Genomic DNA, 21,953 nt, shown 5'->3' with positions numbered 1-21,953 from the left:
ATGCCCGAAGGTGACACGGTCTGGCAAGCCGCGAGGCGACTGCACAACGCGCTCGCCGGCAAAACGCTGACCCGTTCCGACCTCCGGGTGCCCAGGTACGCCACGGCCGATCTCACCGGCCGCACCGTCCTCGAGGTCACCCCGCGCGGCAAGCACCTTCTCACCCGCATCGAGGGCGGCCTGACCCTCCACTCCCATCTACGGATGGACGGTTCCTGGAAGGTGTACGAGAACGGCCGCCGCTGGAGCGGCGGCCCGTCGCACCAGATCCGCGCCATCCTCGCCACCACGGACCGCACCGCCGTCGGCTACCGCCTCCCCGTACTCGAACTGCTCCGCACCACCGACGAGCAACGGGCCGTCGGCCACCTCGGCCCCGACCTCCTGGGCCCGGACTGGGATCCCGACCAGGCTCTCGCCAACCTCGTCTCGGACCCCGCCCGCTCCCTCGGCGAAGCGCTGCTCGACCAACGCAATCTCGCCGGCATCGGCAACGTCTACAAGAGCGAGCTGTGCTTCATCCTGGGTGCCACACCATGGCTCCCCATCGGCGGTCTGCCCGCCGACCGCGCCGCGATGCTGCCCGCGCTGGCGAAGAAACTCCTCGAAGCCAACCGGGACCGTCCGATCCGCAGCACGACAGGACACCGTGGCCAGGACCTGTTCGTGTACGGCCGCGCCCCCCGTCCCTGTCTGCGCTGCGGCACGCCGATCCGCGTCGCCGACCAGGGCGACGGCTCCCGCGAACGCCCCACCTACTGGTGCCCGACCTGCCAACTGGGCCCGGCCCCCGCCCCCGGCGCCACCAGAGCTCGCCGGAGTTCACCCCCGTACAACTGACAGCGCACCTGCACCCGATCACGACCTCGCCCGGAGTGCCCAGAACCGAACCCCGCACGACAATTGACGACCCGTCAGAAATACTCGTACCGTCCCACCATGCCCGTACAGGCGTACGACCTCACCGGACGCACCGCATTCGTCACCGGGGCCGCCAGCGGCATCGGACGCGCATCCGCCGTGCTGCTCGCCGAAGCCGGCGCCACAGTGCACTGCGCAGACCGGGACGCGCAGGGACTGCACGAGACGGCGACGCTGATCAAGGGCATGGGCGGCACGGCCCGTACCCACCACCTGGATGTCAGCGACCGGGCCCAGGTCCGGCAGGCCGTGGCCGCGTGCGAGCGGCTGGACGTCATGGCGGCGGTGGCCGGGATCATGCACAGCAGCCCCGTGCTGGAGACCCGCGACGAGGACCTCGACCGCATCCTGGGCGTCAACTTCAAGGGCGTCCTGTACGCCTGTCAGGAGGCGGCCCGTCTGATGATCTCCGGGAACACGAGGGGCAGCATCATCACCATGGCCTCGGGCGCCGTCGACACGGGGAGCCCCGGCCTGCTCTGCTACGGCGTGGCGAAGGCAGCGGTCGTGCAGTTGACGAGGACGCTGGCCGCCGAGATCGGGCGCCACGGCATCCGCGTGAACGCCGTCGCGCCGGGCTGGATCCGTACGCCCATGACCGACCGCCACGACGACGAGGCACAGGCGCACACCGAGGCACTGATGGCCCGGATGGCTCCGCTGGGCAGGGTCGGCGAACCGGAGGAGGTCGCCCACACTGTGCTGCATCTGGCGTCCGACGCGTCGGCCTTCACAACGGGCCAGATCCTCCGCCCGAACGGCGGCGTGGCGATGCCCTGGTAGCTCCGGCACCCACTCGAACGCCCCCGCCGACCGTCCCCGGCCCCACCACGCCCACGACCCCCGAGGCCCTCACCGCCCGCCCCTTCGGCGCACAGTGCACCGGCAGCAGGCTCAGCCCCCACCCCCCGGCCGCGACCGCCCCCTCCAGCACCCCCGCGCCGGGGGCCAGCGCGAGCCGCAGAACGGCCCACCACCACACGGCTCCGAGCCCCAGCAGCACCCCCCAGCGCACTGTCCGCACCGCCATGGCTCACCTCCAGCACCACGCTAGAACGCCACGCTCACCCGCAACCAGGGCGCATCACCGGCACAGAGGCGCACCGCCTTCTCTGAGCCGGCGGCCCGGTGTACCCGGACGCGGCCGACTCCTCCCCACCATGACCGCCCCGGGACCCACCGGCAAACGGACCCGGAAAGCGCCCCGGAGAGTGCGCACAACGCGAGAGCCCCGACCGCGCCCCTCCGGGTTTCCCCGGAGAGGCCCCGGCCGGGGCTCTCACACACTCGCTACTCGTGCACCCTCAGGCGGCGACGACATCCACCGCCTCGGCGGGCGCCTTGATGGTCACCCGTTCCGGTGGCACACCGGCCACCGATACGGAACCCAGCATGGGACGCACCGGCGTGGGTACAGGCTCGTTGGCCGCAGCAGACTGGGCCAGCTCCGCGAGGGCGAGCTCGTCGCTCACTTCCCGCATGAGCTCGGACATCCGTACGTCCAGCGCGTCGCAGATAGCGGACAGCAGTTCGGAGGATGCCTCCTTCTGCCCCCGCTCCACCTCGGAGAGATAGCCGAGTGAGACTCGGGCGGACGAGGAGACTTCGCGCAGAGTACGGCCCTGGCGCTGGCGCTGCCGACGCAGCACGTCACCCAGCAGGCGACGGAGCAGAATCATCGGTGGCTCCCTCCTCGGACCGCGTAGCCGCATCCTTCACGCCCCACCGTACCGCCTTGCGCCGCGGCCGTGCGGGGAGCGATGTCGTGTTCACTCAGGGCTGCAAACATCAGGTCCCCCCGTTCTGTTCCGTATCCTGTGCCCGCTCGTTCCCGGTCTGTTCGCCCGCGATCTCCTCCAGGAGGAGTGCGAGTACGCTCCGTACACTCTCCATACGAATTTCCGCCCGGGAGCCGTTCAACCGCAGCGACGCCACTTTTCCGCCAGATTCGGCCCCGGCTTCCGCCGCGAAGGGGCCGGCCACGGCGACGAAAACCGTCCCGACGGGCTGCCCGTCCTGCGGATCCGGGCCGGCGACGCCGGTGGTCGCGACGCCCCAGTCAGCACCGAGAACCCTGCGCGCGCCGGCCGCCATCTGGGCCGCGACCTGCGGATCCACCGCTCCTCTACCGGCCAGCAGAGCGGCGTCGACACCGAGCACCTGGTGCTTCAAGTCGGTTGCGTAGGCCGTCACCGCACCCCGGAACACCTTCGAGGCTCCGGGCACCGATGTGATCTCCGCCGCAACCAGTCCGCCCGTGAGGGATTCCGCGACAGCGAGCGTCTCGCCTCTCACCGTCAGTAGTCTCACCACGTCGGCGGCCGTGGAACTCACCGTTCCGCCTCCGCCGACGCGGCCTCGCGCTCGGCGATTCCCTGGCTGCGCAGCACAATGGCCTGTCTTACATAGTCGAGGCCGGTCACGACGGTCAGTACGACCGCCGCGGCCATCACCCAGAACCTCAGAGTCGCCAGCGGACCTGTCAGCGCCAGCACGTACATCCCGACCGCGACGCCCTGCGTGAGCGTCTTGAGCTTGCCGCCGCGGCTCGCGGGGATCACGCCATAGCGGATCACCACGAAGCGCAGCAGGGTGATCCCGAGTTCACGCCCGAGGATCACACCGGTCACCCACCACGGCAGATCGCCGAGCGCGGAGAGACAGATCAGCGCCGCCCCCATGATCGCCTTGTCGGCGATGGGGTCGGCGATCTTCCCGAAGTCTGTGACGAGGTCGTACGTACGTGCGAGGTGGCCGTCGAAGATGTCGGTGATCATGGCGATGGCGAAGGCCGCCCAGGCGAGCGAGCGCCACGCCGGGTCGTATCCGCCGTCCGTCAGCATCAGGGCCACGAAACCCGGCACCAGCAGCAGACGGATCATCGTCAGAATGTTCGCGATGTTCCAGAGGCTGGCCTGATTGACGGCCGCGGCCCCCAGCTTCCCGCCGCGCACCGCCTTCGTGCCCCCCTGATCACCGGAGACCCGGGAGTCGCCGGACCCCACAGCGGAGCCGGCAGCCCCGGGAGCGACCGGAGAGCCGGCGGCCCCCACCGTGCCCGGCACACCCACCGCACCCGGCACGCTCTTGGCGTTCCGCGCACTGGAGGGGCCGCCCGCTGCGGATGCCGGGACTCCGGTCATCTGGCCGCCTCCTCTGACGCCGAACACGCGTGCGAGCCGAGCGAGCCGGGAAGCAGCTCAGCCACCAGGTCGACACCTTCCGTACCGACGACCTTGGCCTCGACCATACGGCCGACAGTCAGCTCCTCGCCGCTCGTGAAGCCCTCGAACTCGGCGAGGTTGGTGAACAGCACCTGCCCGTCCGTCTCGGGAGCCTGGTGCGCCGCGCGGCCATACGCGCCCTCCTCGCCGCCCACCGACTCGACCAGCACCTGCACCGTCTCGCCGACCCGCTCCTCCGCTCGCTGCGAGACCAGTTCCTCGGCCAGCCGCGAGACCCGGGCGAGCCGGGCGGCGACGACGTCCTCGTCCAGCTTGTTCTCGTACGTCGCCGCTTCCGTGCCGTCCTCGTCGGAGTACCCGAAGACACCGATGGCGTCCAGGCGCGCGTTGCTCAGGAACCGCTCCAGCTCCGCCAGGTCGGCCTCGGACTCGCCGGGGAAGCCCACGATGAAGTTGGACCGCACACCGGCCTGCGGCGCCTTGCTCCGAATGGTGTCGAGCAGTTCCAGGAAGCGGTCGGTGTCACCGAAGCGCCGCATCGCGCGCAGCACGTCGGGCGCGGAGTGCTGGAAGGAGAGGTCGAAGTAGGGGGCGACCTTCGGGGTCGACGTCAGTACGTCGATGAGTCCCGGGCGCATCTCGGCGGGCTGGAGGTAGCTCACGCGCACGCGCTCGATGCCGTCGACGTCCGCGAGCTCGGGCAGCAGCGACTCCAGCAGCCGGATGTCGCCCAGGTCCTTGCCGTACGAGGTGTTGTTCTCGGAGACCAGCATGACCTCCTTGACGCCCTGCTCGGCGAGCCACCTGGTCTCGTTCAGCACGTCGCTCGGGCGGCGCGAGATGAAGGAGCCGCGGAAGGACGGGATGGCGCAGAAGGTGCACCGCCGGTCGCAGCCGGAGGCGAGCTTCACCGAGGCAACGGGCGCGCCGTCGAGCCGACGGCGCAGCGGCGCACGGGGACCGGAGACCGGGGCGACGCCCTCGGGCAGATCGGCGGGCGCCTCGACCGGTTCCACCGGCCCGGCGACCGAACCGGCGTCAGCCTCCGTGGCCGTACCGTGCCCCGGAAGAGCGACCCCGGCACCGGCACCCTGCCGCTCTGCCGGGCTGATCGGCAACAGCTTGCGCCGGTCGCGCGGGGTGTGCGAGGCGTGGATGCCGCCGTTGAGGATGGTCCGGAGGCGGTCGGAGATGTCGGCGTAGTCGTCGAAGCCGAGCACGCCGTCGGCCTCGGGCAGGGCCTCGGCGAGTTCCTTGCCGTACCGCTCGGCCATGCAGCCCACCGCCACGACGGCCTGGGTTCTGCCGTGCCCCTTGAGGTCGTTGGCCTCCAGGAGGGCGTCGACGGAGTCCTTCTTGGCGGCCTCGACGAAGCCACAGGTGTTGACGACGGCTACGTCCGCTTCCTCGGCGTCCTCCACGAGTTGCCAGCCGTCCGCCTCCAAGCGGCCTGCGAGCTCCTCCGAGTCCACCTCGTTACGGGCGCAGCCAAGGGTGACGAGTGCGACGGTACGGCGTTCAGGCATGGGCTCAAGACTACTTCGTCCCACTGACACCCCACGTCGACGGGGCTGGCCGTTGCCGGCCAGCCCCGTTTGTGTCAACCCCGCGAGTGCGGTACCGCTCAGCCGACCTCGGGGTCGCCCTTCGTGTAGGTGAGCCGTTCGACGGCCCCCGGCTTGAACTCGTCCTCGATCTTCTTGCCGTTCACGTACAGCTGGATGGCGCCCGCGTCACCCAGGACGAGGTTGATCTCCTCGTTGTCCTGGAAGGTCTGGGACTGGCCCTGCTTGAGCAGGCCGTCGAAGAGCAGTCGGCCGTTGTGGTCCTTGGCGGAGATCCAGCTTCGTCCGTCCGCGGCGCTCACCTGGACGGTCACCTTGTCGCGCGGCGCCGCCGCGATCGCGCTGTCCGACGGTTCCGGCTTCGGGTCGGCGGGCTTGTCCTTCTTGGGCGTGGGCGAGGCCGGGCCGCTGGGCGTGGGCGAGGCGACCTGCGCCCGCGCGTTCGCGTCCCCGTCGTCGCCCTTGACCAGCGTGAAACCGGCGAAGCCGATCACCGCGACGATCGCGGCGACCATCGCCGCGGTCCAGTTCGGTCCGCGTCGCTCGGGGCGGATGCGTTCCGCCTCGAACAGGGGCGCGGCCGGAGTCGGTGCCGGACGCCCGCCGTGGGCGTCGGCGAACTGCGCGAGCAGCGGCTCGGGGTCGAGGTGGACGGCACGGGCGAGGGTCCGGATGTGCCCGCGCGCGTAGACGTCTCCGCCGCAGGGGGCGAAGTCGTCCTGCTCGATCGCGTGCACGATGGCGATGCGGACCCGGGTGGCGGAACTGACGTCGTCGACGGTCAGCCCGGCCGCGATACGCGCCTGCTGGAGGGCGCGACCGATCGAAGGGCGGGCTGCTTCCTCGCGATCGTCACGGTCTTCTTCGAACGGACGCTCGTCTTGTGGAGAGTTGCCGATGGACACGGGGGCGCCTTTCGAGCGTTTAGCCACCTGTGCTGGAGGTTCAGTTTAGGGGGGTTCGGGAAGGGTCGGGCAACCGGGCGGAGGGACTTTGTACGCCATCAGAATGGCCAGGACACGCTGATGGTGAGGTCATTGGAGAGGCAAGGATCTGTTGCCTCCCTCAACTTGACGTACGAGGAAGGGAAACGGTTGCTCAATGATCCCTTACGAGTGAGTCACTTTCGACCACCCGGTTGCCGCACACACAGACGCCGACACGCCGGACGGCTCCCTACGCCTCAGTCTCCCCACGAATCACCGCGAGCATCTCGTCCAGACCGTCAGCCTTCACAAGAACGTCACGAGCCTTGGACCCCTCGCTCGGCCCGACGATCCCCCGCGTCTCCATGAGGTCCATCAGCCGCCCCGCCTTGGCGAACCCGACCCGCAGCTTGCGCTGGAGCATCGACGTGGACCCGAACTGACTGCTGACGACCAGTTCGGCCGCCGCACAGAGCAGTTCGAGGTCGTCGCCGATCTCCTCGTCGATCTCCTTCTTCTGCTTGGTGCCCACGGTGACGTCGTCCCGGAAGACCGGTGCCATCTGGTCCTTGCAGTGCTGGACGATCGCGGCGACCTCGTCCTCGGTGACGAACGCCCCCTGCATACGGGTGGGCTTGTTGGCGCCCATCGGCAGGTACAGTCCGTCGCCCTTGCCGATCAGCTTCTCGGCGCCGGGCTGGTCGAGGATGACCCGCGAGTCGGCCAGGGAGGAGGTGGCGAAGGCGAGCCTCGACGGCACGTTCGCCTTGATCAACCCGGTCACCACGTCGACGGACGGCCGCTGCGTGGCGAGGACGAGGTGGATGCCGGCCGCGCGCGCGAGCTGCGTGATACGGACGATGGCGTCCTCGACGTCCCTGGGGGCCACCATCATCAGGTCGGCCAACTCGTCGACGATCACCAGCAGATAGGGGTACGGCTGCAGCTCGCGCTCACTGCCCTCGGGCAGCTTGACCTTGCCGTTCCTGATGGCCTCGTTGAAGTCGTCGATGTGCCGGAATCCGAACGCGGCCAGATCGTCGTACCGCAGATCCATTTCCCGTACGACCCACTGGAGTGCCTCCGCGGCCCGCTTCGGGTTGGTGATGATCGGCGTGATCAGGTGCGGGATGCCCTCGTACGCGGTCAGCTCGACGCGCTTGGGGTCGACGAGGACCATGCGGACATCCTCGGGAGTCGCCCGGACCATGACCGAGGTGATCAGACAGTTGATACAGGATGATTTACCCGAACCGGTCGCACCTGCGACGAGCATATGGGGCATTTTTGCGAGGTTGGACATCACGTAACCGCCCTCGACGTCCTTGCCGAGCGCGACCAGCATCGGGTGGTCGTCCTCGGCGGCGTCGGCCAGCCTGAGCACGTCCCCCAGGTTGACCATCTCGCGGTCGGTGTTGGGGATCTCGATGCCGACCGCCGACTTGCCGGGGATCGGGCTGATGATCCGGACGTCGGGGCTGGCGACGGCGTACGCGATGTTCTTGGTGAGGGCGGTGATGCGCTCGACCTTCACCGCGGGGCCCAGTTCGACCTCGTACCGCGTGACCGTCGGGCCACGGGTGAAGCCGGTGACCGCGGCGTCGACCTTGAACTCCATGAAGACGTTCGAGAGGGAGGCCACCACGGCGTCGTTCGCCGCGCTGCGGGTCTTGCCCGGTCCGCCGCGCTCCAACAGATCGAGGGACGGCAGCGAGTAGGTGATGTCCCCGGAGAGCTGCAGTTGCTCGGCACGCGGCGGCAGGTCGCGCATCACCTCCGGCGGCGCCTTCGTGAGGTCCTGCACGGCGGCCTTGGCCGGCTCCGCCTTGAGCTTTTCCTGCTTGGGCCGCGCCGCCGGAACGGGAGTGGGCGTCCGGGCCGTCTCCTCGCGATCTCCGGCCGAGGTCACCCCCTGGGTGAGGTCGGCGACGATCGGCGACGGTGGCATTCCGTGCAGGACGGCCCCGTCGAGGGCGGCAGCGGCGGCCGCGGCGACGTCCACGGCGTCCATGGGCCGCCCGGGGTCGGGCTGCCGCACAGCGGAGCGCCTGGGGCGGCGCCGGCGCTTGGAGAGCGCCTCCTGCTCGGCCTCGTCCGGGTCATACGCCTCGGGGGCGGACCCGCGTCTGCGCGGGCCCGCGGGAAGCGACTCGCGCCACTGGTCGTCGTACCGCTCGTCGTCCTCGGAAAGAGCGTCCTCCTCCGGGTCGCGAAGGATCCCGAGCCGGATCCCGAGCTGCCGCAACCGCTGCGGAATCGCGTTGACGGGCGTCGCGGTGACGACGAGCAGCCCGAACACGGTGAGCAGCACCAGCAGCGGTACCGCGAGAACCTCGCCCATGGTGTACGTCAGCGGGGTCGCCGCTCCCCAGCCGATGAGCCCGCCGGCGTCCCTTATGGCCTGCATGCCGTCGCTGCGGGCGGGGGCGCCGCACGCGATGTGGACCTGCCCGAGCACACCGATGACGAGCGCGGACAGACCGATCACGATCCGGCCGTTGGCATCCGGCTGTTCGGGGTGCCTGATGAACCGTACGGCGATGACCGCCAGCAGTATGGGCACGAGCAGGTCGAGGCGTCCGAACGCGCCGGTGACCAGCATCTCGACGAGGTCACCGACGGGCCCGCGCAGGCTGGACCAGGTACCCGCGGCGACGATCAGCGCGAGGGCGAGCAACAGCAGTGCCACGCCGTCCTTCCGATGGGCCGGGTCGAGGTTCTTCGCACCTTGTCCTATGCCCCGGAACACGGCACCGACGCCGTGCGCGATGCCCAGCCACAGCGCGCGTACGAGGCGGTAGATACCGCCGGTGGGACTGGGGGCCGGAGGGGGCGCGACCTTCTTCGCCGCGGCCTTCTTGGCGGGCGCCTTCTTCGCGGGGGCTTTTTTCGCCGCGGCCTTCTTCGCCGGAGCCTTCGCGGGCGCGGCCGCCTTCTTCGCGGCCGCCTTCTTCGCGGGCGGCTTCTTGGCTGCGGAAGGACGTGAGGCCATGGGTGTGAGGTTACCGGTGGAGACGACAGCGGACACGTGCGCCTACTGCTTCACCCGTTCGTGTCGCGTTGCGTGAGCACGAAACTGACGCGCGCTCACGCGCAACTACGTTCGATGTCGGGGTGAGTTCTGGGTCAGTTCTGCGACGGGAGCGCGGGCGCCCCACTGCCCGTGCCTGGTTCGAGCGCGTCCAGTGCCCGGCGCAGACCGGTCAGTTTGCGTTCGAGATGGGCCGCCGTGGCCACCGCCGCCGCGTCCGCCGACTCGTCGTCGAGCTGCTTGGACAGCGCCTCGGCCTGTTCCTCGACGGCCGCGAGCCGCGCGGACAGTTCGGCGAGCAGACCCGCCGGCTCCTTGGACGCGCCGACCGCCGTCTTGCCGCCACCGCCCTCCAGCTGAAGCCGCAACAGGGCTGCCTGCTCCCGGAGTTGGCAGTTCTTCATATACAGCTCGACGAACACCGAGACCTTCGCCCGCAGCACCCACGGGTCGAACGGCTTGGAGATGTAGTCCACCGCACCCGCCGCGTACCCCCGGAAGGTGTGGTGCGGACCGTGGTTGATCGCGGTGAGGAAGATGATCGGGATGTCCCGGGTCCGCTCCCTCCGCTTGATGTGCGCGGCCGTCTCGAAACCGTCCATGCCCGGCATCTGCACGTCCAGCAGAATGACCGCGAAGTCGTCCGTCAGAAGCGCCTTGAGCGCTTCCTCCCCGGACGATGCCCGCACCAGTGTCTGATCCAACGCAGAGAGGATGGCCTCCAGCGCCAGCAGATTCTCCGGCCGGTCATCGACCAGGAGGATCTTGGCCTTCTGCACCATGGCCCGCCCTCCTCGCCCCGGCTTGGGGCCTCCCCTGTCCTCAGGACTTGAGGCGGCACCACCGGGTACCGCCCCAGCGGACGGCTCCCTTGCGCCGTCCGTCCTCGTGCCGGTCATGGTAGCCGCACCCTGCCTGTCGCCACACCCTGTCACCGCGATGTCACTGTGCACGTAGCAGAAACGTAGCGGGAGACCAGAAGGTTCCCCGAATCCCGTACTTCTACACGGCTTCGGCCACACTGAGTCAGCAACTCCGTGTGAACACCGGGGTTCCCGTCCGCGCGACGGAAACACCCAGCTCAAACGTCACTCCGCCCGCATCCACTGCTCCATCACCGACAGCAGGTGGTCGGGATCGACCGGCTTGGTCACATAGTCGGAGGCTCCCGACTCGATCGCCTTCTCCCGGTCGCCCTTCATCGCCTTGGCGGTCAGCGCGATGATCGGCAGCCCGGCGAACTGCGGCATCCTGCGGATCGCCGTGGTCGTCGCGTAGCCGTCCATCTCGGGCATCATGATGTCCATCAGTACGACCGTCACATCGTCGTGCTGTTCCAGGACTTCGATGCCTTCCCGGCCGTTCTCGGCGTACAGCACCGACAGCCCGTGCTGCTCGAGAACACTCGTCAGCGCGAACACGTTACGGATGTCGTCGTCGACGATCAGCACCTTCTCGCCTTCGAACCTGATCCCCGGGCGCGGCTGCTGCGCCACCTCCTGCTCGCCGCCCGCCCAATGGCCGTTCGCCCGGGAGGATGCGTTCAGATCAGCCACCGACACCGCCCTGCGGCGCCGCCTGAAGAGCGCGGCGGGCCCGTTCTGCGCCTCCTGGTACGACTTCACCTCGGCCGGCGTCCCGAGGTCCGCCCCGGCACGCTCCGCGTCGGAGGCCAACAACTCGCCGACCTCCAGGGAAGGCGCCAGCTGCGCATAGCCCTGCGGGGGCAGTTCACTCGGGTGCAGCGGCAAATAGAGCGTGAACGTCGAGCCCCGGCCCGGCTCGCTCTGCGCGTGGATCTCACCGCCGAGCAGCCGCGCGATCTCCCGCGAGATGGACAACCCCAGGCCCGTACCGCCGTACTTGCGGCTGGTCGTGCCGTCCGCCTGCTTGAACGCCTCGAAGATCACCCGCATCTTGCTCGCGGCGATACCGATACCGGTGTCGGTCACCGAGAACGCGATCAGGTCCGCGTCCGCGTCCCGCAGCGAGCCCGCCTCGAGCAACTGCTCCCGGATGGCCACCGGAACCTCCGCGCCGGCCGGCCGGATCACCAGCTCCACCGCTCCCGAGTCGGTGAACTTCACCGCGTTGGACAGCAGGTTGCGCAGCACCTGGAGCAACCGCTGCTCGTCGGTGTGCAGCGTGGCGGGCAGATCCGGCGAGACCCGCACGGAGAAGTCGAGGCGCTTCTCCGCGGTCAGCGGCCGGAAGGTGGCCTCCACGTAGTCCACGAGCTGGACAAGGGCGATACGCGTCGGCGAGACGTCCATCTTGCCCGCCTCGACCTTCGACAGGTCGAGGATGTCGTTGATCAGCTGGAGCAGGTCCGAGCCCGCCCCGTGGATCGTCTCGGCGAACTCCACCTGCTTCGGGGTGAGGTTGGTGTCCGCGTTGTCGGCGAGCAGCTTGGCCAGGATCAGCAGCGAGTTGAGCGGCGTACGCAGTTCGTGCGACATGTTGGCGAGGAACTCGCTCTTGTAGCGCATCGACACGGCGAGTTGCTCGGCGCGCTCCTCCAGGACCTGCCGCGCCTCCTCGATCTCCGTGTTCTTGACCTCGATGTCGCGGTTCTGCTGGGCCAGCAGTTCGGCCTTCTCCTCCAGCTCCGCGTTGGACGACTGAAGCGCCTTCTGCCGGTTCTCCAGCTCGGCCGAACGCTCCCTGAGCTGCTCGGTCAGCTCCTGCGACTGCTTCAGCAGCACCTCCGTCTTGGTGTTGACGGAGATCGTGTTGACGCTGGTCGCGATCATCTCGGCGATCTGGTTCAGGAAGTCCTTCTGGATCTGTGTGAACGGCGTGAACGACGCCAGTTCGATGACCCCGAGCACCTTGCCCTCGAACAGCAGCGGCAGCACGATCACCTGCGCGGGCGGCGCCTCGCCGAGCCCCGAGGAGATCTTCAGATAACCGCTTGGCGCGTTCTCCACCAGGATCGTGCGCTTCTCCTGGGCGGCCGTCCCGACCAGCGCCTCACCGGGCCTGAACGAGGTCGGCATGGAGCCCATGGAGTAGCCGTACGACCCGAGCATGCGCAGTTCGTACGCGTTCTCCGGAGCGCTGCCCGCCTCCTTGCCGTCTACCGTCTGCATCGCCAGGAAGAACGCGCCGTGCTGGGCGGTCACGACCGGCGTCAGCTCGCTCATGATCAGCGAAGCCACGTCGTCCAGATCCCGGCGGCCCTGCATCAGGGCCGAGATACGGGCCAGGTTGCCCTTGAGCCAGTCCTGTTCCTTGTTGGCGATCGTGGTGTCTCGCAGGTTGGCGATCATCTTGTTGATGTAGTCCTGCAGCTCCTGGATCTCGCCGGCGGCGTCCACGTCGATCTTCAGGTTGAGGTCACCGCGGGTCACCGCCGTCGCCACGCGCGCGATGGCACGCACCTGCCGGGTCAGGTTCCCGGCCATCTCGTTCACCGACTCGGTGAGGTCGCGCCAGGTGCCGTCGACGTCACGCACGCGTGCCTGGCCGCCGAGCTGGCCCTCCGTACCCACCTCCCGGGCGACCCGGGTGACCTCCTCGGCGAAGGACGACAGCTGGTCAACCATCGTGTTGATCGTCGTCTTGAGCTCGAGGATCTCGCCCCGAGCGTCAATGTCGATCTTCTTCGTCAGGTCACCCTTGGCGATGGCCGTCGTCACCATGGCGATGTTGCGCACCTGGCCGGTCAGGTTGGACGCCATCCCGTTCACCGACTCGGTCAGGTCCTTCCAGGTGCCGGCCACACCCGGCACCCGCGCCTGCCCGCCCAGGATGCCGTCCGTACCCACCTCACGGGCCACCTTGGTGACCTGGTCGGCGAACGAACTCAGCGTCTTCACCATGGTGTTGAAGGTGTCGGCGAGCTGCGCGACCTCACCACGCGCCTCGATCGTCACCGTCCGCGTCAGATCGCCGTTGGCGACGGCCGCCGCCACCTGGGAGATGTTCCGCACCTGCACGGTCAGGTTGTTCGCCATCAGGTTGACGTTGTCGGTGAGGTCCTTCCAGATGCCCGTCACGCCCGACGCATGGGCCTGACCACCGAGGATGCCCTCCGTACCCACCTCGCGGGCCACCCGGGTCACCTGCTCGGCGAACGACGACAGCTGATCGACCATCGTGTTGACCGTCGTGACGAGTTCGAGGATCTCGCCCTTCGCGTCAACAGTGATCTTCTTCGACAGATCGCCCTTGGCGACCGCGGTCGTCACCTCGGCGATGTTGCGCACCTGGATGGTCAGGTTGTTCGCCATGAAGTTCACGGACTGCGTGAGGTCCTTCCAGGTGCCGGAGACACCCTGCACCTCGGCCTGACCGCCGAGGATGCCCTCCGTACCCACCTCACGCGCCACCCGCGTGACCTGCTCGGCGAAGTTCGACAGCTGGTCCACCATCGTGTTGAGGGTGTTCTTCAGCTCCAGGATCTCGCCACGCGCGTCCACACCGATCTTCTGCGACAGATCACCCCGGGCCACCGCCGTCGCGACCTGCGCGATGTTGCGCACCTGGGAGGTGAGGTTGCCCGCCATGCCGTTCACGGAGTCGGTCAGGTCACGCCACACACCGGCGACACCGGGCACCTGCGCCTGGCCGCCGAGCCGACCCTCCGTACCCACATCACGGGCCACCCGGGTCACCTGCTCGGCGAAGGCACTGAGCTGATCGACCATGGTGTTGATGGTGTTCTTCAGTTCGAGGATCTCGCCGCGCGCGTCGACCTCGATCTTCTGCGACAGGTCACCCCGCGCCACCGCCGTCGTCACCTGCGCGATCTGCCGCACCTGGGACGTCAGGTTGCCCGCCATGAAGTTGACGGAGTCGGTGAGGTCCTTCCAGGTGCCGCTGACGCCGTCCACCCGCGCCTGACCGCCGAGCCGGCCCTCCGTACCCACGTCACGCGCCATACGCGTCACCTGGTCGGCGAAGGTCGACAGCTGATCCACCATCGTGTTGACGGTGTTCTTCAGCTCGAGCATCTCGCCGGAGACGTCCACGGTGACCTTCTGCGACAGATCGCCGTTGGCCACCGCCGTCGTCACCTGCGCGATGTTGCGCACCTGACCGGTGAGGTTGCGGAACGCGGTGTTGACGGAGTCCGTCAGATCCTTCCAGGTACCGGCCGCCCCGGGCACCTGAGCCTGGCCGCCCAGCTCACCCTCGACACCGATCTCCCGCGCCACCCGCGTGACTTCGTCACCGAAGGAGGACAACTGGTCCACCATCGTGTTGACGGTGTTCTTCATCTCCAGCATCTCGCCGGCCACATCGACGGTGACCTTCTGCGACAGGTCACCACTGGCCACGGCCGTCGTCACCGACGCGATGTCCCGCACCTGGGTGGTGATGTTGCGGAAAACCGTGTTCACCGAATCGGTGAGGTCCTTCCACGTTCCCGCCGCACCCGGCACATTCGCCTGACCGCCGAGCCGCCCCTCGCCACCGACCTCATTGGCGACCCGGGTCACCTCGTCCGCGAACGTGCGCAGCGTCTCGGTCATCTGATTGATCGTCTCGGCGAGCTGCGCCATCTCACCGCGTGCCGAAACGGTCACCTTCTGCGACAGATCACCGTTGGCGACCGCGGTCGTTACCTGCGCGATCCCGCGCACCTGGGCCGTCAGGTTGCCGGCCATGAGGTTCACCGAATCGGTGAGGTCCTTCCACACCCCGTCCACGCCGGGCACCTGCGCCTGCCCGCCGAGCTCGCCCTCCGTACCCACCTCGCGCGCGACTCGCGTCACCTCGGAGGAGAAGGACGACAGCTGGTCCACCATCGTGTTGACGGTGTTCTTCAGCTCCAGCATCTCGCCGGCCACGTGAACCGTGACCTTGCGCGACAGATCACCCTTGGCGACCGCGGTCGTCACCAGCGCGATGTCCCGCACCTGCGCCGTCAGCCGGTACGCCATCGTGTTGACGGAGTCCGTGAGATCCCGCCACGAACCGGACATCCCGCGCACCTGGGCCTGACCGCCCAACTTGCCCTCCGTACCGACCTCACTGGCCACACGCGTGACCTCGTCGGTGAACGTCGACAGCTGGTCGACAAGATTGTTGACCGTGCGCCCGACCTTGAGGAACTCCCCGCGCAGCGGATGCCCGTTGCCGTCCGCGACATGCGCCCGCAGCTCCATACGAGGGGAGAGGTCCCCCTCCGCGACGGCGCTCAGCACCCGCCCGACCTCGGAGACCGGACGTACGAGATCGTCCACGAGCGCGTTCGAGGCCTCGATCGCGGCGGCCCACGAGCCCTCGCTGACCCCCACCTCCAGCCGCTCCGTCAACTTCCCCTCGCGCCCCACCATGCGCCGTACGCGCGACAGTTCACCCGTCACATGGAGATTGCGGTCGGCCACCTCGTTGAAGACCGCCGCGATCTCCGACATGACGCCGTCGCCGGACACCGTGAGCCGTTTCCGGAAGTTCCCGTCACGCATCGACTCCAGCGCCGACAGCAACCGATCCAGGGAGGCCGTGTCCACCTCGATCGTCCCATTGCGTGGTTTACGCCGATTACTGGGGTACTGTCCGCCTTTCGCGCGCGCCTTTGTGCCCCGCGTCGCTGCGCCAGACTCCACTGTGTCCCTCCCGAAGGGGTCGACCGTTTCTGCTCTGTGTGCTCTGCCATCACCCGGGCGTACCCGGATACTGCCAGCCGTGCTCAGACCTTCTCCTGGAGCCTGCCCAGTGTTTCACCCCGTCCGAACCCGGCCATAACAGTTCGGCACCTTCGCACACCGTCCGCACACTCTCGGGACGTAAACACTGCAGACCTGCATCCTCAGGGACCGCGAAGGTAAGTAACCTTGCATACGGCTGTCCAGCCACACCGGTCCGTCCGGTCTGGGCGGTGGCACGACCACGAGCGGGCAGGCATCGGAGGGGCACCGCACCATGACCACCGGACTGCGTCCCGGGGAATCCCCCCAGGATCCCCGGGCGACGGGGAACCCGCCTCTGCCCAAGCAGGAGCGGAACAGCCCCGGCACGCCGCATGCCGACAACCGGACGAGGAGTTCTGTGATCACCGCGCGCGCGGCAGCCAGCTTCGACCCCGTGGGGCGATCGGTCGCGACCGCCCGCTCCTTCGTCCGCGACACCCTGCAGGGCTGGGGCTTCGCCGACATCGTCGACGACGCCGTGGTCCTCACGAGCGAACTGGTCACCAACGCCGTGATCCACGCGGGCACCTCCGCGGACGTCCTGTGTCTACGCAGTGACGACGGCGTACGCGTCGAGGTGGCCGACCGCTACCCGGAGCGGGAGATCCCCCTCCAGGGTTCGCCCGTCAACATGGGCAGCCCCGACCGGGAGGGAGGCCGCGGCCTCCAGCTGTGCGCGGCGCTGGCCGGACGCTGGGGCGTCGAGTACACGCCCACACAGAAACAGGTCTGGTTCCAACTCGACCTTCCCGAACGCGCGGTGGGCACCCGCTCCGCCGGCCCCTCCCTGCCGGCCGCTCTCCTCCCGCTGGCCGACGGCCGGGTCAGGGTCGCGGTCATCCAGATCGACCGCGCCGGATCCATCGCGGCGTGGAACGAGGACGCCGAGGAACTCTTCGGGTACGCGCCCGAGTCCGTCATCGGCAAACCCCTCACCGATCTCGCAGCGTGGCCGCACACCCCCGGCACCAGCACCGGCATCGCCGACGCCCTCCAGCTCTCCCGCTGGGAAGGCAGCTACGGCATAAGGGGCGCCAACGGCCGCGTCATCCCGGTGTACGCCTCCCACCTCCGCGTCCGCGACACGGACGGCGAGCCCTCCACGGTCTGCCTCCTCGTACGCGACCACGAACGGGCGGTCCTGCAGACCCCGCTCCGCGGCAGCTCGTCCGACACGACGTCAAGCTCGGAGGGCCCGAACACCGACCCCTTCGAGGTGTTCATCGGCTCCCCGGCACCGGACGACCTCGACGGCCTGCTCCAGCGCACGGTGGAGCGCGCCCGGGACATGCTCGACGCGGACTCCGCCTTCCTCCTCCTCGCCACCGACGACGAAACAGAGCTGGAGGTACGGGCTTCCACCGGTCTGCCCTCCGCCCGCCAGCGCTTCGCCCGCGTCCCGGTCGAGGCGGGCCCCGGCCGCTACGGCTCGGCCCGTATGCCGGCCGTACACGACGACCTCTCGGCCGTCCCCGGTGCCGTCCCCCTCCTGAGCGGCACGGGCATGCGCTCGGTCGTCACCGTCCCCCTGAAGGTGGAGGGCCGCCTCACCGGCGCCCTGGGCGTGGCCGCCGAGTCCCCCGGCCGCTACACGAACGAGGAGGCCCTCCGTCTCCAGTTCGCCGCCGACCGCATCGCGTTGGCGGTGGAGTCGGCCCGCCTGGGAGAACTGGAACGACTGCGCCGAGGCTCCCTCAGCTTCCTGGTGGAGGCCTCCGATCTCCTCGCGGGAACGCTCGACCGCGACCAGACCCTGGCTCTCATGGCCCAGATGACGGTCCCGACCCTGGCCACCTGGTGCGCGGTCTACACGATCGCCGACCAGGCCTCCGAGCCCTACCTCTCGTACGTCCTGCACGAGGACGAGGACCGCATCGACGGCCTCAAGGCCCTCCTGTCCAAGATCGCCCCGCCGGACCCGGTCCCCACACCGGGCGCCCGCGTCTGGTCGGCCCCCGCGGCAGCCGCCCACCAGGCAGCCCTGCGTACGTCCATGCGCAGCCTGGGCCTCAACTCGCCCACCACCACGGTCAGCTCGGGCATCGGTACGACCCTCGCCACGGCGGCGGCAGTCGGCGGCGAGACAGTCGTCCTCCCCCTGGTCGCCCGCAACCGTGTGATCGGCATGCTCACCCTCGGCAAGCCGACCGACGAACACTTCCGCCAGGAGATCCTTGAACTGGCCGAGGATTTGAGCCGCCGGGCCGCCCTGGCCCTGGACAACGCCCGCCTCTACTCGGAACGCACCGCCATCAGCCAGTCGCTCCAACGCAGCCTCTTGCCCCCGGAGTTGCCGGAGATCGACGGCGTGGAGGTGGAGGTCATCTACCGCGCGGCCGGCGAGGGCAACGAGGTCGGCGGCGACTTCTACGACCTCTTCCCCATCCGCGACGGCGCCTACGGCTTCGCCATCGGCGACGTCTGCGGTACGGGCCCGGAGGCCGCAGCAGTGACAGGCCTGGCCCGCCACGCCCTCCGCCTGCTCGCCAGGGAGGGCTTCGGCGGCCCGGCGGTCCTGGAACGCCTGAACTCGGCGATCCTCGACGAGGGCGCCCGCAGCCGCTTCCTGACTCTTCTGTACGGCGAACTGTGGCCGCAGGAGGACGGCAGCGCCGTACTCAAGATCGTCTGCGCCGGCCACCCCCTCCCGCTCCGCCTGCGTCAGGACGGCACGGTGGAACCGGCAGCCGAACCCCAGCCGCTCCTGGGCGTTCTGGAGGACCTGGAGCTGTACGAGCAGACGATCACCCTCGACCCCGGCGACGTCCTCCTCTGCGTGACGGACGGCGTCACCGAACGCCGCGAGGGCGCCCGCATGCTGGGCGACGACGGCCTGACCGACGTCCTGACGACATGTACGGGCCTGACGGCCGGCGCGGTCGCGGCCCGCATCATGCGAGCCGTCGAACGCTTCGCCTCCGACGCCCCGTCCGACGACATGGCGATCCTCGCGATGCGTGTGCCGGGCCTCCAGAAGAACTGACTGCAGACATGCAGAAGGCCCCGCCCGATTGGGCGGGGCCTTCTGTGTGGAGCCCCCCAACGGAATCGAACCGTTGACCTTCTCCTTACCATGGAGACGCTCTGCCGACTGAGCTAGGGGGGCCGGTCACCTTTCGAGGTTTCCCTCGCGGCAACGAAATAGATCATACCCCGAACAGGCCCGTGCTCCCAACTACGCCCGCGCAATCAGAACGCGGGCTGCAACAGTCCCCCGAGAGAGTTGCACGCCGACACGATCCGCTGCATTTCCCGTTTGGTCAAAGAGGCGTCCACCGGCAACGCCAGAGTCTCGTCGACCGCCAGCTCGGTCTCGGGCAGCGAGACACAGGACCTGAACACCGGCATGCGATGCACCGGCGCCTTCACCGGCACCCGGCAGTCAACTCCCCTGGCCCGCAAGGCGCGGGCGAAGGCATCCCGATCGGGCCGCCCATTGCCGGGCACTCGCACCACGTACTGCTGATACGTGTGCCCGTCCCCGTCGTGGGGCGTACGCACACCCCGCAGCCGCAGATCGAGAAACGCCGCGCGCTGCCGCCGCTGAGCGATCTCGCCGTACGGCGCCTCGGACTCCCTGTGCTGCAACACCAACAGCCCGTGCCGCTGCCCGACCTCGAGCAACCGCCCCATGTCGGCAGGCCGGCCAAAGCGGTGTACGACAACGACGGCCGCGGTCCGCGCAGTTGTGGCCGCCTCGACAGCTGCCGGGTCCAGGCAGTACGTCACGGGATCTATGTCGGCGAACACCGGTGTCCCACCGGCCGTGATCACCGCCTCGGTGACTTCCACGTTCCCGAAGGCCGACACGACGACCTCGTCGCCGATTCCGACTCCGGCGGCCCTGAGCATTTCAGCGGTACCCATGCTCTGGATGTTGGGCTCGCGACGTGAACGTCAAGTGACGCACAATAAAAAAGGGTTGGACCCCGAACCGAAGTTCAGGATCCAACCCTTTTTCAATATTTGTTCGGCGGTGTCCTACTCTCCCACAGGGTCCCCCCTGCAGTACCATCGGCGCTGTGAGGCTTAGCTTCCGGGTTCGGAATGTAACCGGGCGTTTCCCTCACGCTATGACCACCGAAACACAGTGAAACAACTCAACCGCACCACCACCCGTGACCATGGGCAATGGGGTTGTTCGTGGTTTCAGAACCAACACAGTGGACGCGAGCAACTGAGGACAAGCCCTCGGCCTATTAGTACCAGTCACCTCCACCCGTTACCGGGCTTCCAGATCTGGCCTATCAACCCAGTCGTCTACTGGGAGCCTTACCCTCTCAAGGAGGTGGGAACACTCATCTCGAAGCAGGCTTCCCGCTTAGATGCTTTCAGCGGTTATCCCTCCCGAACGTAGCCAACCAGCCATGCCCTTGGCAGAACAACTGGCACACCAGAGGTTCGTCCGTCCCGGTCCTCTCGTACTAGGGACAGCCCTTCTCAATGTTCCTGCGCGCGCAGCGGATAGGGACCGAACTGTCTCACGACGTTCTAAACCCAGCTCGCGTACCGCTTTAATGGGCGAACAGCCCAACCCTTGGGACCGACTCCAGCCCCAGGATGCGACGAGCCGACATCGAGGTGCCAAACCATCCCGTCGATATGGACTCTTGGGGAAGATCAGCCTGTTATCCCCGGGGTACCTTTTATCCGTTGAGCGACGGCGCTTCCACAAGCCACCGCCGGATCACTAGTCCCGACTTTCGTCCCTGCTCGACCCGTCGGTCTCACAGTCAAGCTCCCTTGTGCACTTACACTCAACACCTGATTGCCAACCAGGCTGAGGGAACCTTTGGGCGCCTCCGTTACTCTTTAGGAGGCAACCGCCCCAGTTAAACTACCCATCAGACACTGTCCCTGATCCGGATCACGGACCCAGGTTAGACATCCAGCACGACCAGACTGGTATTTCAACGACGACTCCACAAGCACTGGCGTGCCCGCTTCACAGTCTCCCAGCTATCCTACACAAGCCGAACCGAACACCAATATCAAACTGTAGTAAAGGTCCCGGGGTCTTTCCGTCCTGCTGCGCGAAACGAGCATCTTTACTCGTAGTGCAATTTCACCGGGCCTATGGTTGAGACAGTCGAGAAGTCGTTACGCCATTCGTGCAGGTCGGAACTTACCCGACAAGGAATTTCGCTACCTTAGGATGGTTATAGTTACCACCGCCGTTTACTGGCGCTTAAGTTCTCAGCTTCGCCACACCGAAATGTGACTAACCGGTCCCCTTAACGTTCCAGCACCGGGCAGGCGTCAGTCCGTATACATCGCCTTACGGCTTCGCACGGACCTGTGTTTTTAGTAAACAGTCGCTTCTCGCTGGTCTCTGCGGCCACCCCCAGCTCGGAGAGCAAGTCTCCTCACCAAGCGTGGCCCCCCTTCTCCCGAAGTTACGGGGGCATTTTGCCGAGTTCCTTAACCATAGTTCACCCGAACGCCTCGGTATTCTCTACCTGACCACCTGAGTCGGTTTAGGGTACGGGCCGCCATGAAACTCGCTAGAGGCTTTTCTCGACAGCATAGGATCATCCACTTCACCACAATCGGCTCGGCATCAGGTCTCAGACTATGTGGTGTGCGGATTTGCCTACACACCGTCCTACACCCTTACCCCGGGACAACCACCGCCCGGGATGGACTACCTTCCTGCGTCACCCCATCACTCACCTACTGCA

13 protein-coding genes, 1 tRNA gene and 2 rRNA genes (1 of these 16 running past the window's edge) are annotated in these 21,953 nt (G+C 67.9%); 3 read left to right on the top strand and 13 right to left on the bottom strand.

The window, feature by feature from the left end; all coding sequences use genetic code 11:
• Both PV396_RS02100 and PV396_RS02095 read left to right on the top strand, forming a co-directional pair.
• Positions 1–840 (top strand): Fpg/Nei family DNA glycosylase, encoded by an 840-nt coding sequence (locus PV396_RS02100; RefSeq protein WP_319199831.1) that lies wholly within the window; start codon positions 1–3, stop codon positions 838–840.
• A gap of 99 nt (positions 841–939) precedes the next feature.
• On the top strand, positions 940–1,704 hold the full coding sequence (locus PV396_RS02095) for an SDR family NAD(P)-dependent oxidoreductase (RefSeq protein WP_319199830.1): 765 nt from the start codon (positions 940–942) through the stop codon (positions 1,702–1,704).
• On the opposite strand, the gene PV396_RS02090 is transcribed toward PV396_RS02095, so the two are convergent.
• The 9 genes from PV396_RS02090 to PV396_RS02050 form a co-directional block, all read right to left on the bottom strand.
• A complete protein-coding gene (locus tag PV396_RS02090) occupies positions 1,652–1,951 on the bottom strand; it encodes a hypothetical protein (protein WP_319199829.1) in 300 nt (99 codons plus the stop codon). The two genes, PV396_RS02095 and PV396_RS02090, sit on opposite strands and share 53 nt — an antisense overlap.
• 274 nt (positions 1,952–2,225) lie before the next feature.
• The gene (locus PV396_RS02085) at positions 2,226–2,600 is read right to left on the bottom strand and encodes a helix-turn-helix domain-containing protein (protein ID WP_235474452.1); all 375 of its coding nucleotides are present in this window, start codon (positions 2,598–2,600) and stop codon (positions 2,226–2,228) included.
• Positions 2,601–2,709: 109 nt separating this feature from the next.
• Positions 2,710–3,255, bottom strand: coding sequence for a CinA family protein (locus tag PV396_RS02080; protein WP_319199828.1), 546 nt, complete (start codon positions 3,253–3,255; stop codon positions 2,710–2,712).
• Positions 3,252–4,064, bottom strand: coding sequence for a CDP-diacylglycerol--glycerol-3-phosphate 3-phosphatidyltransferase (gene pgsA, locus PV396_RS02075; protein WP_319199827.1), 813 nt, complete (start codon positions 4,062–4,064; stop codon positions 3,252–3,254). Before pgsA ends, PV396_RS02080 begins: the two co-directional genes overlap by 4 nt.
• On the bottom strand, positions 4,061–5,632 hold the full coding sequence (rimO, locus tag PV396_RS02070) for a 30S ribosomal protein S12 methylthiotransferase RimO (RefSeq protein WP_319199826.1): 1,572 nt from the start codon (positions 5,630–5,632) through the stop codon (positions 4,061–4,063). Before rimO ends, pgsA begins: the two co-directional genes overlap by 4 nt.
• A gap of 98 nt (positions 5,633–5,730) precedes the next feature.
• On the bottom strand, positions 5,731–6,576 hold the full coding sequence (locus PV396_RS02065) for a helix-turn-helix domain-containing protein (RefSeq protein WP_319199825.1): 846 nt from the start codon (positions 6,574–6,576) through the stop codon (positions 5,731–5,733).
• A 271-nt stretch (positions 6,577–6,847) separates the two neighbouring features.
• A complete protein-coding gene (locus PV396_RS02060) occupies positions 6,848–9,589 on the bottom strand; it encodes a DNA translocase FtsK (protein WP_319199824.1) in 2,742 nt (913 codons plus the stop codon).
• A gap of 134 nt (positions 9,590–9,723) precedes the next feature.
• On the bottom strand, positions 9,724–10,410 hold the full coding sequence (locus PV396_RS02055) for a two-component system response regulator (protein ID WP_319199823.1): 687 nt from the start codon (positions 10,408–10,410) through the stop codon (positions 9,724–9,726).
• 306 nt (positions 10,411–10,716) lie between these two features.
• The gene (locus tag PV396_RS02050) at positions 10,717–16,188 is read right to left on the bottom strand and encodes a HAMP domain-containing protein (RefSeq protein ID WP_319199822.1); all 5,472 of its coding nucleotides are present in this window, start codon (positions 16,186–16,188) and stop codon (positions 10,717–10,719) included.
• A gap of 316 nt (positions 16,189–16,504) precedes the next feature.
• On the opposite strand from PV396_RS02050, the gene PV396_RS02045 reads away from it, so the two are divergent.
• On the top strand, positions 16,505–19,255 hold the full coding sequence (locus tag PV396_RS02045) for a SpoIIE family protein phosphatase (protein ID WP_319199821.1): 2,751 nt from the start codon (positions 16,505–16,507) through the stop codon (positions 19,253–19,255).
• Between the two features lie 47 nt (positions 19,256–19,302).
• On the opposite strand, the gene PV396_RS02040 is transcribed toward PV396_RS02045, so the two are convergent.
• The 4 genes from PV396_RS02040 to PV396_RS02025 all read right to left on the bottom strand — a co-directional run.
• Positions 19,303–19,378 (bottom strand) — tRNA-Thr (locus tag PV396_RS02040).
• 83 nt (positions 19,379–19,461) lie between these two features.
• On the bottom strand, positions 19,462–20,124 hold the full coding sequence (locus tag PV396_RS02035; RefSeq protein ID WP_319200620.1) for a DegT/DnrJ/EryC1/StrS family aminotransferase: 663 nt from the start codon (positions 20,122–20,124) through the stop codon (positions 19,462–19,464).
• Between the two features lie 116 nt (positions 20,125–20,240).
• A 5S ribosomal RNA gene (rrf, locus tag PV396_RS02030) occupies positions 20,241–20,357 on the bottom strand.
• Between the two features lie 94 nt (positions 20,358–20,451).
• A 23S ribosomal RNA gene (locus tag PV396_RS02025) occupies positions 20,452–21,953 on the bottom strand (it continues 1,373 nt past the right edge of the window).

The sequence above is a fragment of the Streptomyces sp. ME02-8801-2C genome, from assembly GCF_033793965.1.
GTDB lineage: Bacteria > Actinomycetota > Actinomycetes > Streptomycetales > Streptomycetaceae > Streptomyces.
The sequence above is the reverse complement of the archived record's forward strand: the minus strand, read 5'-3'. Positions and strand labels throughout refer to the sequence as shown.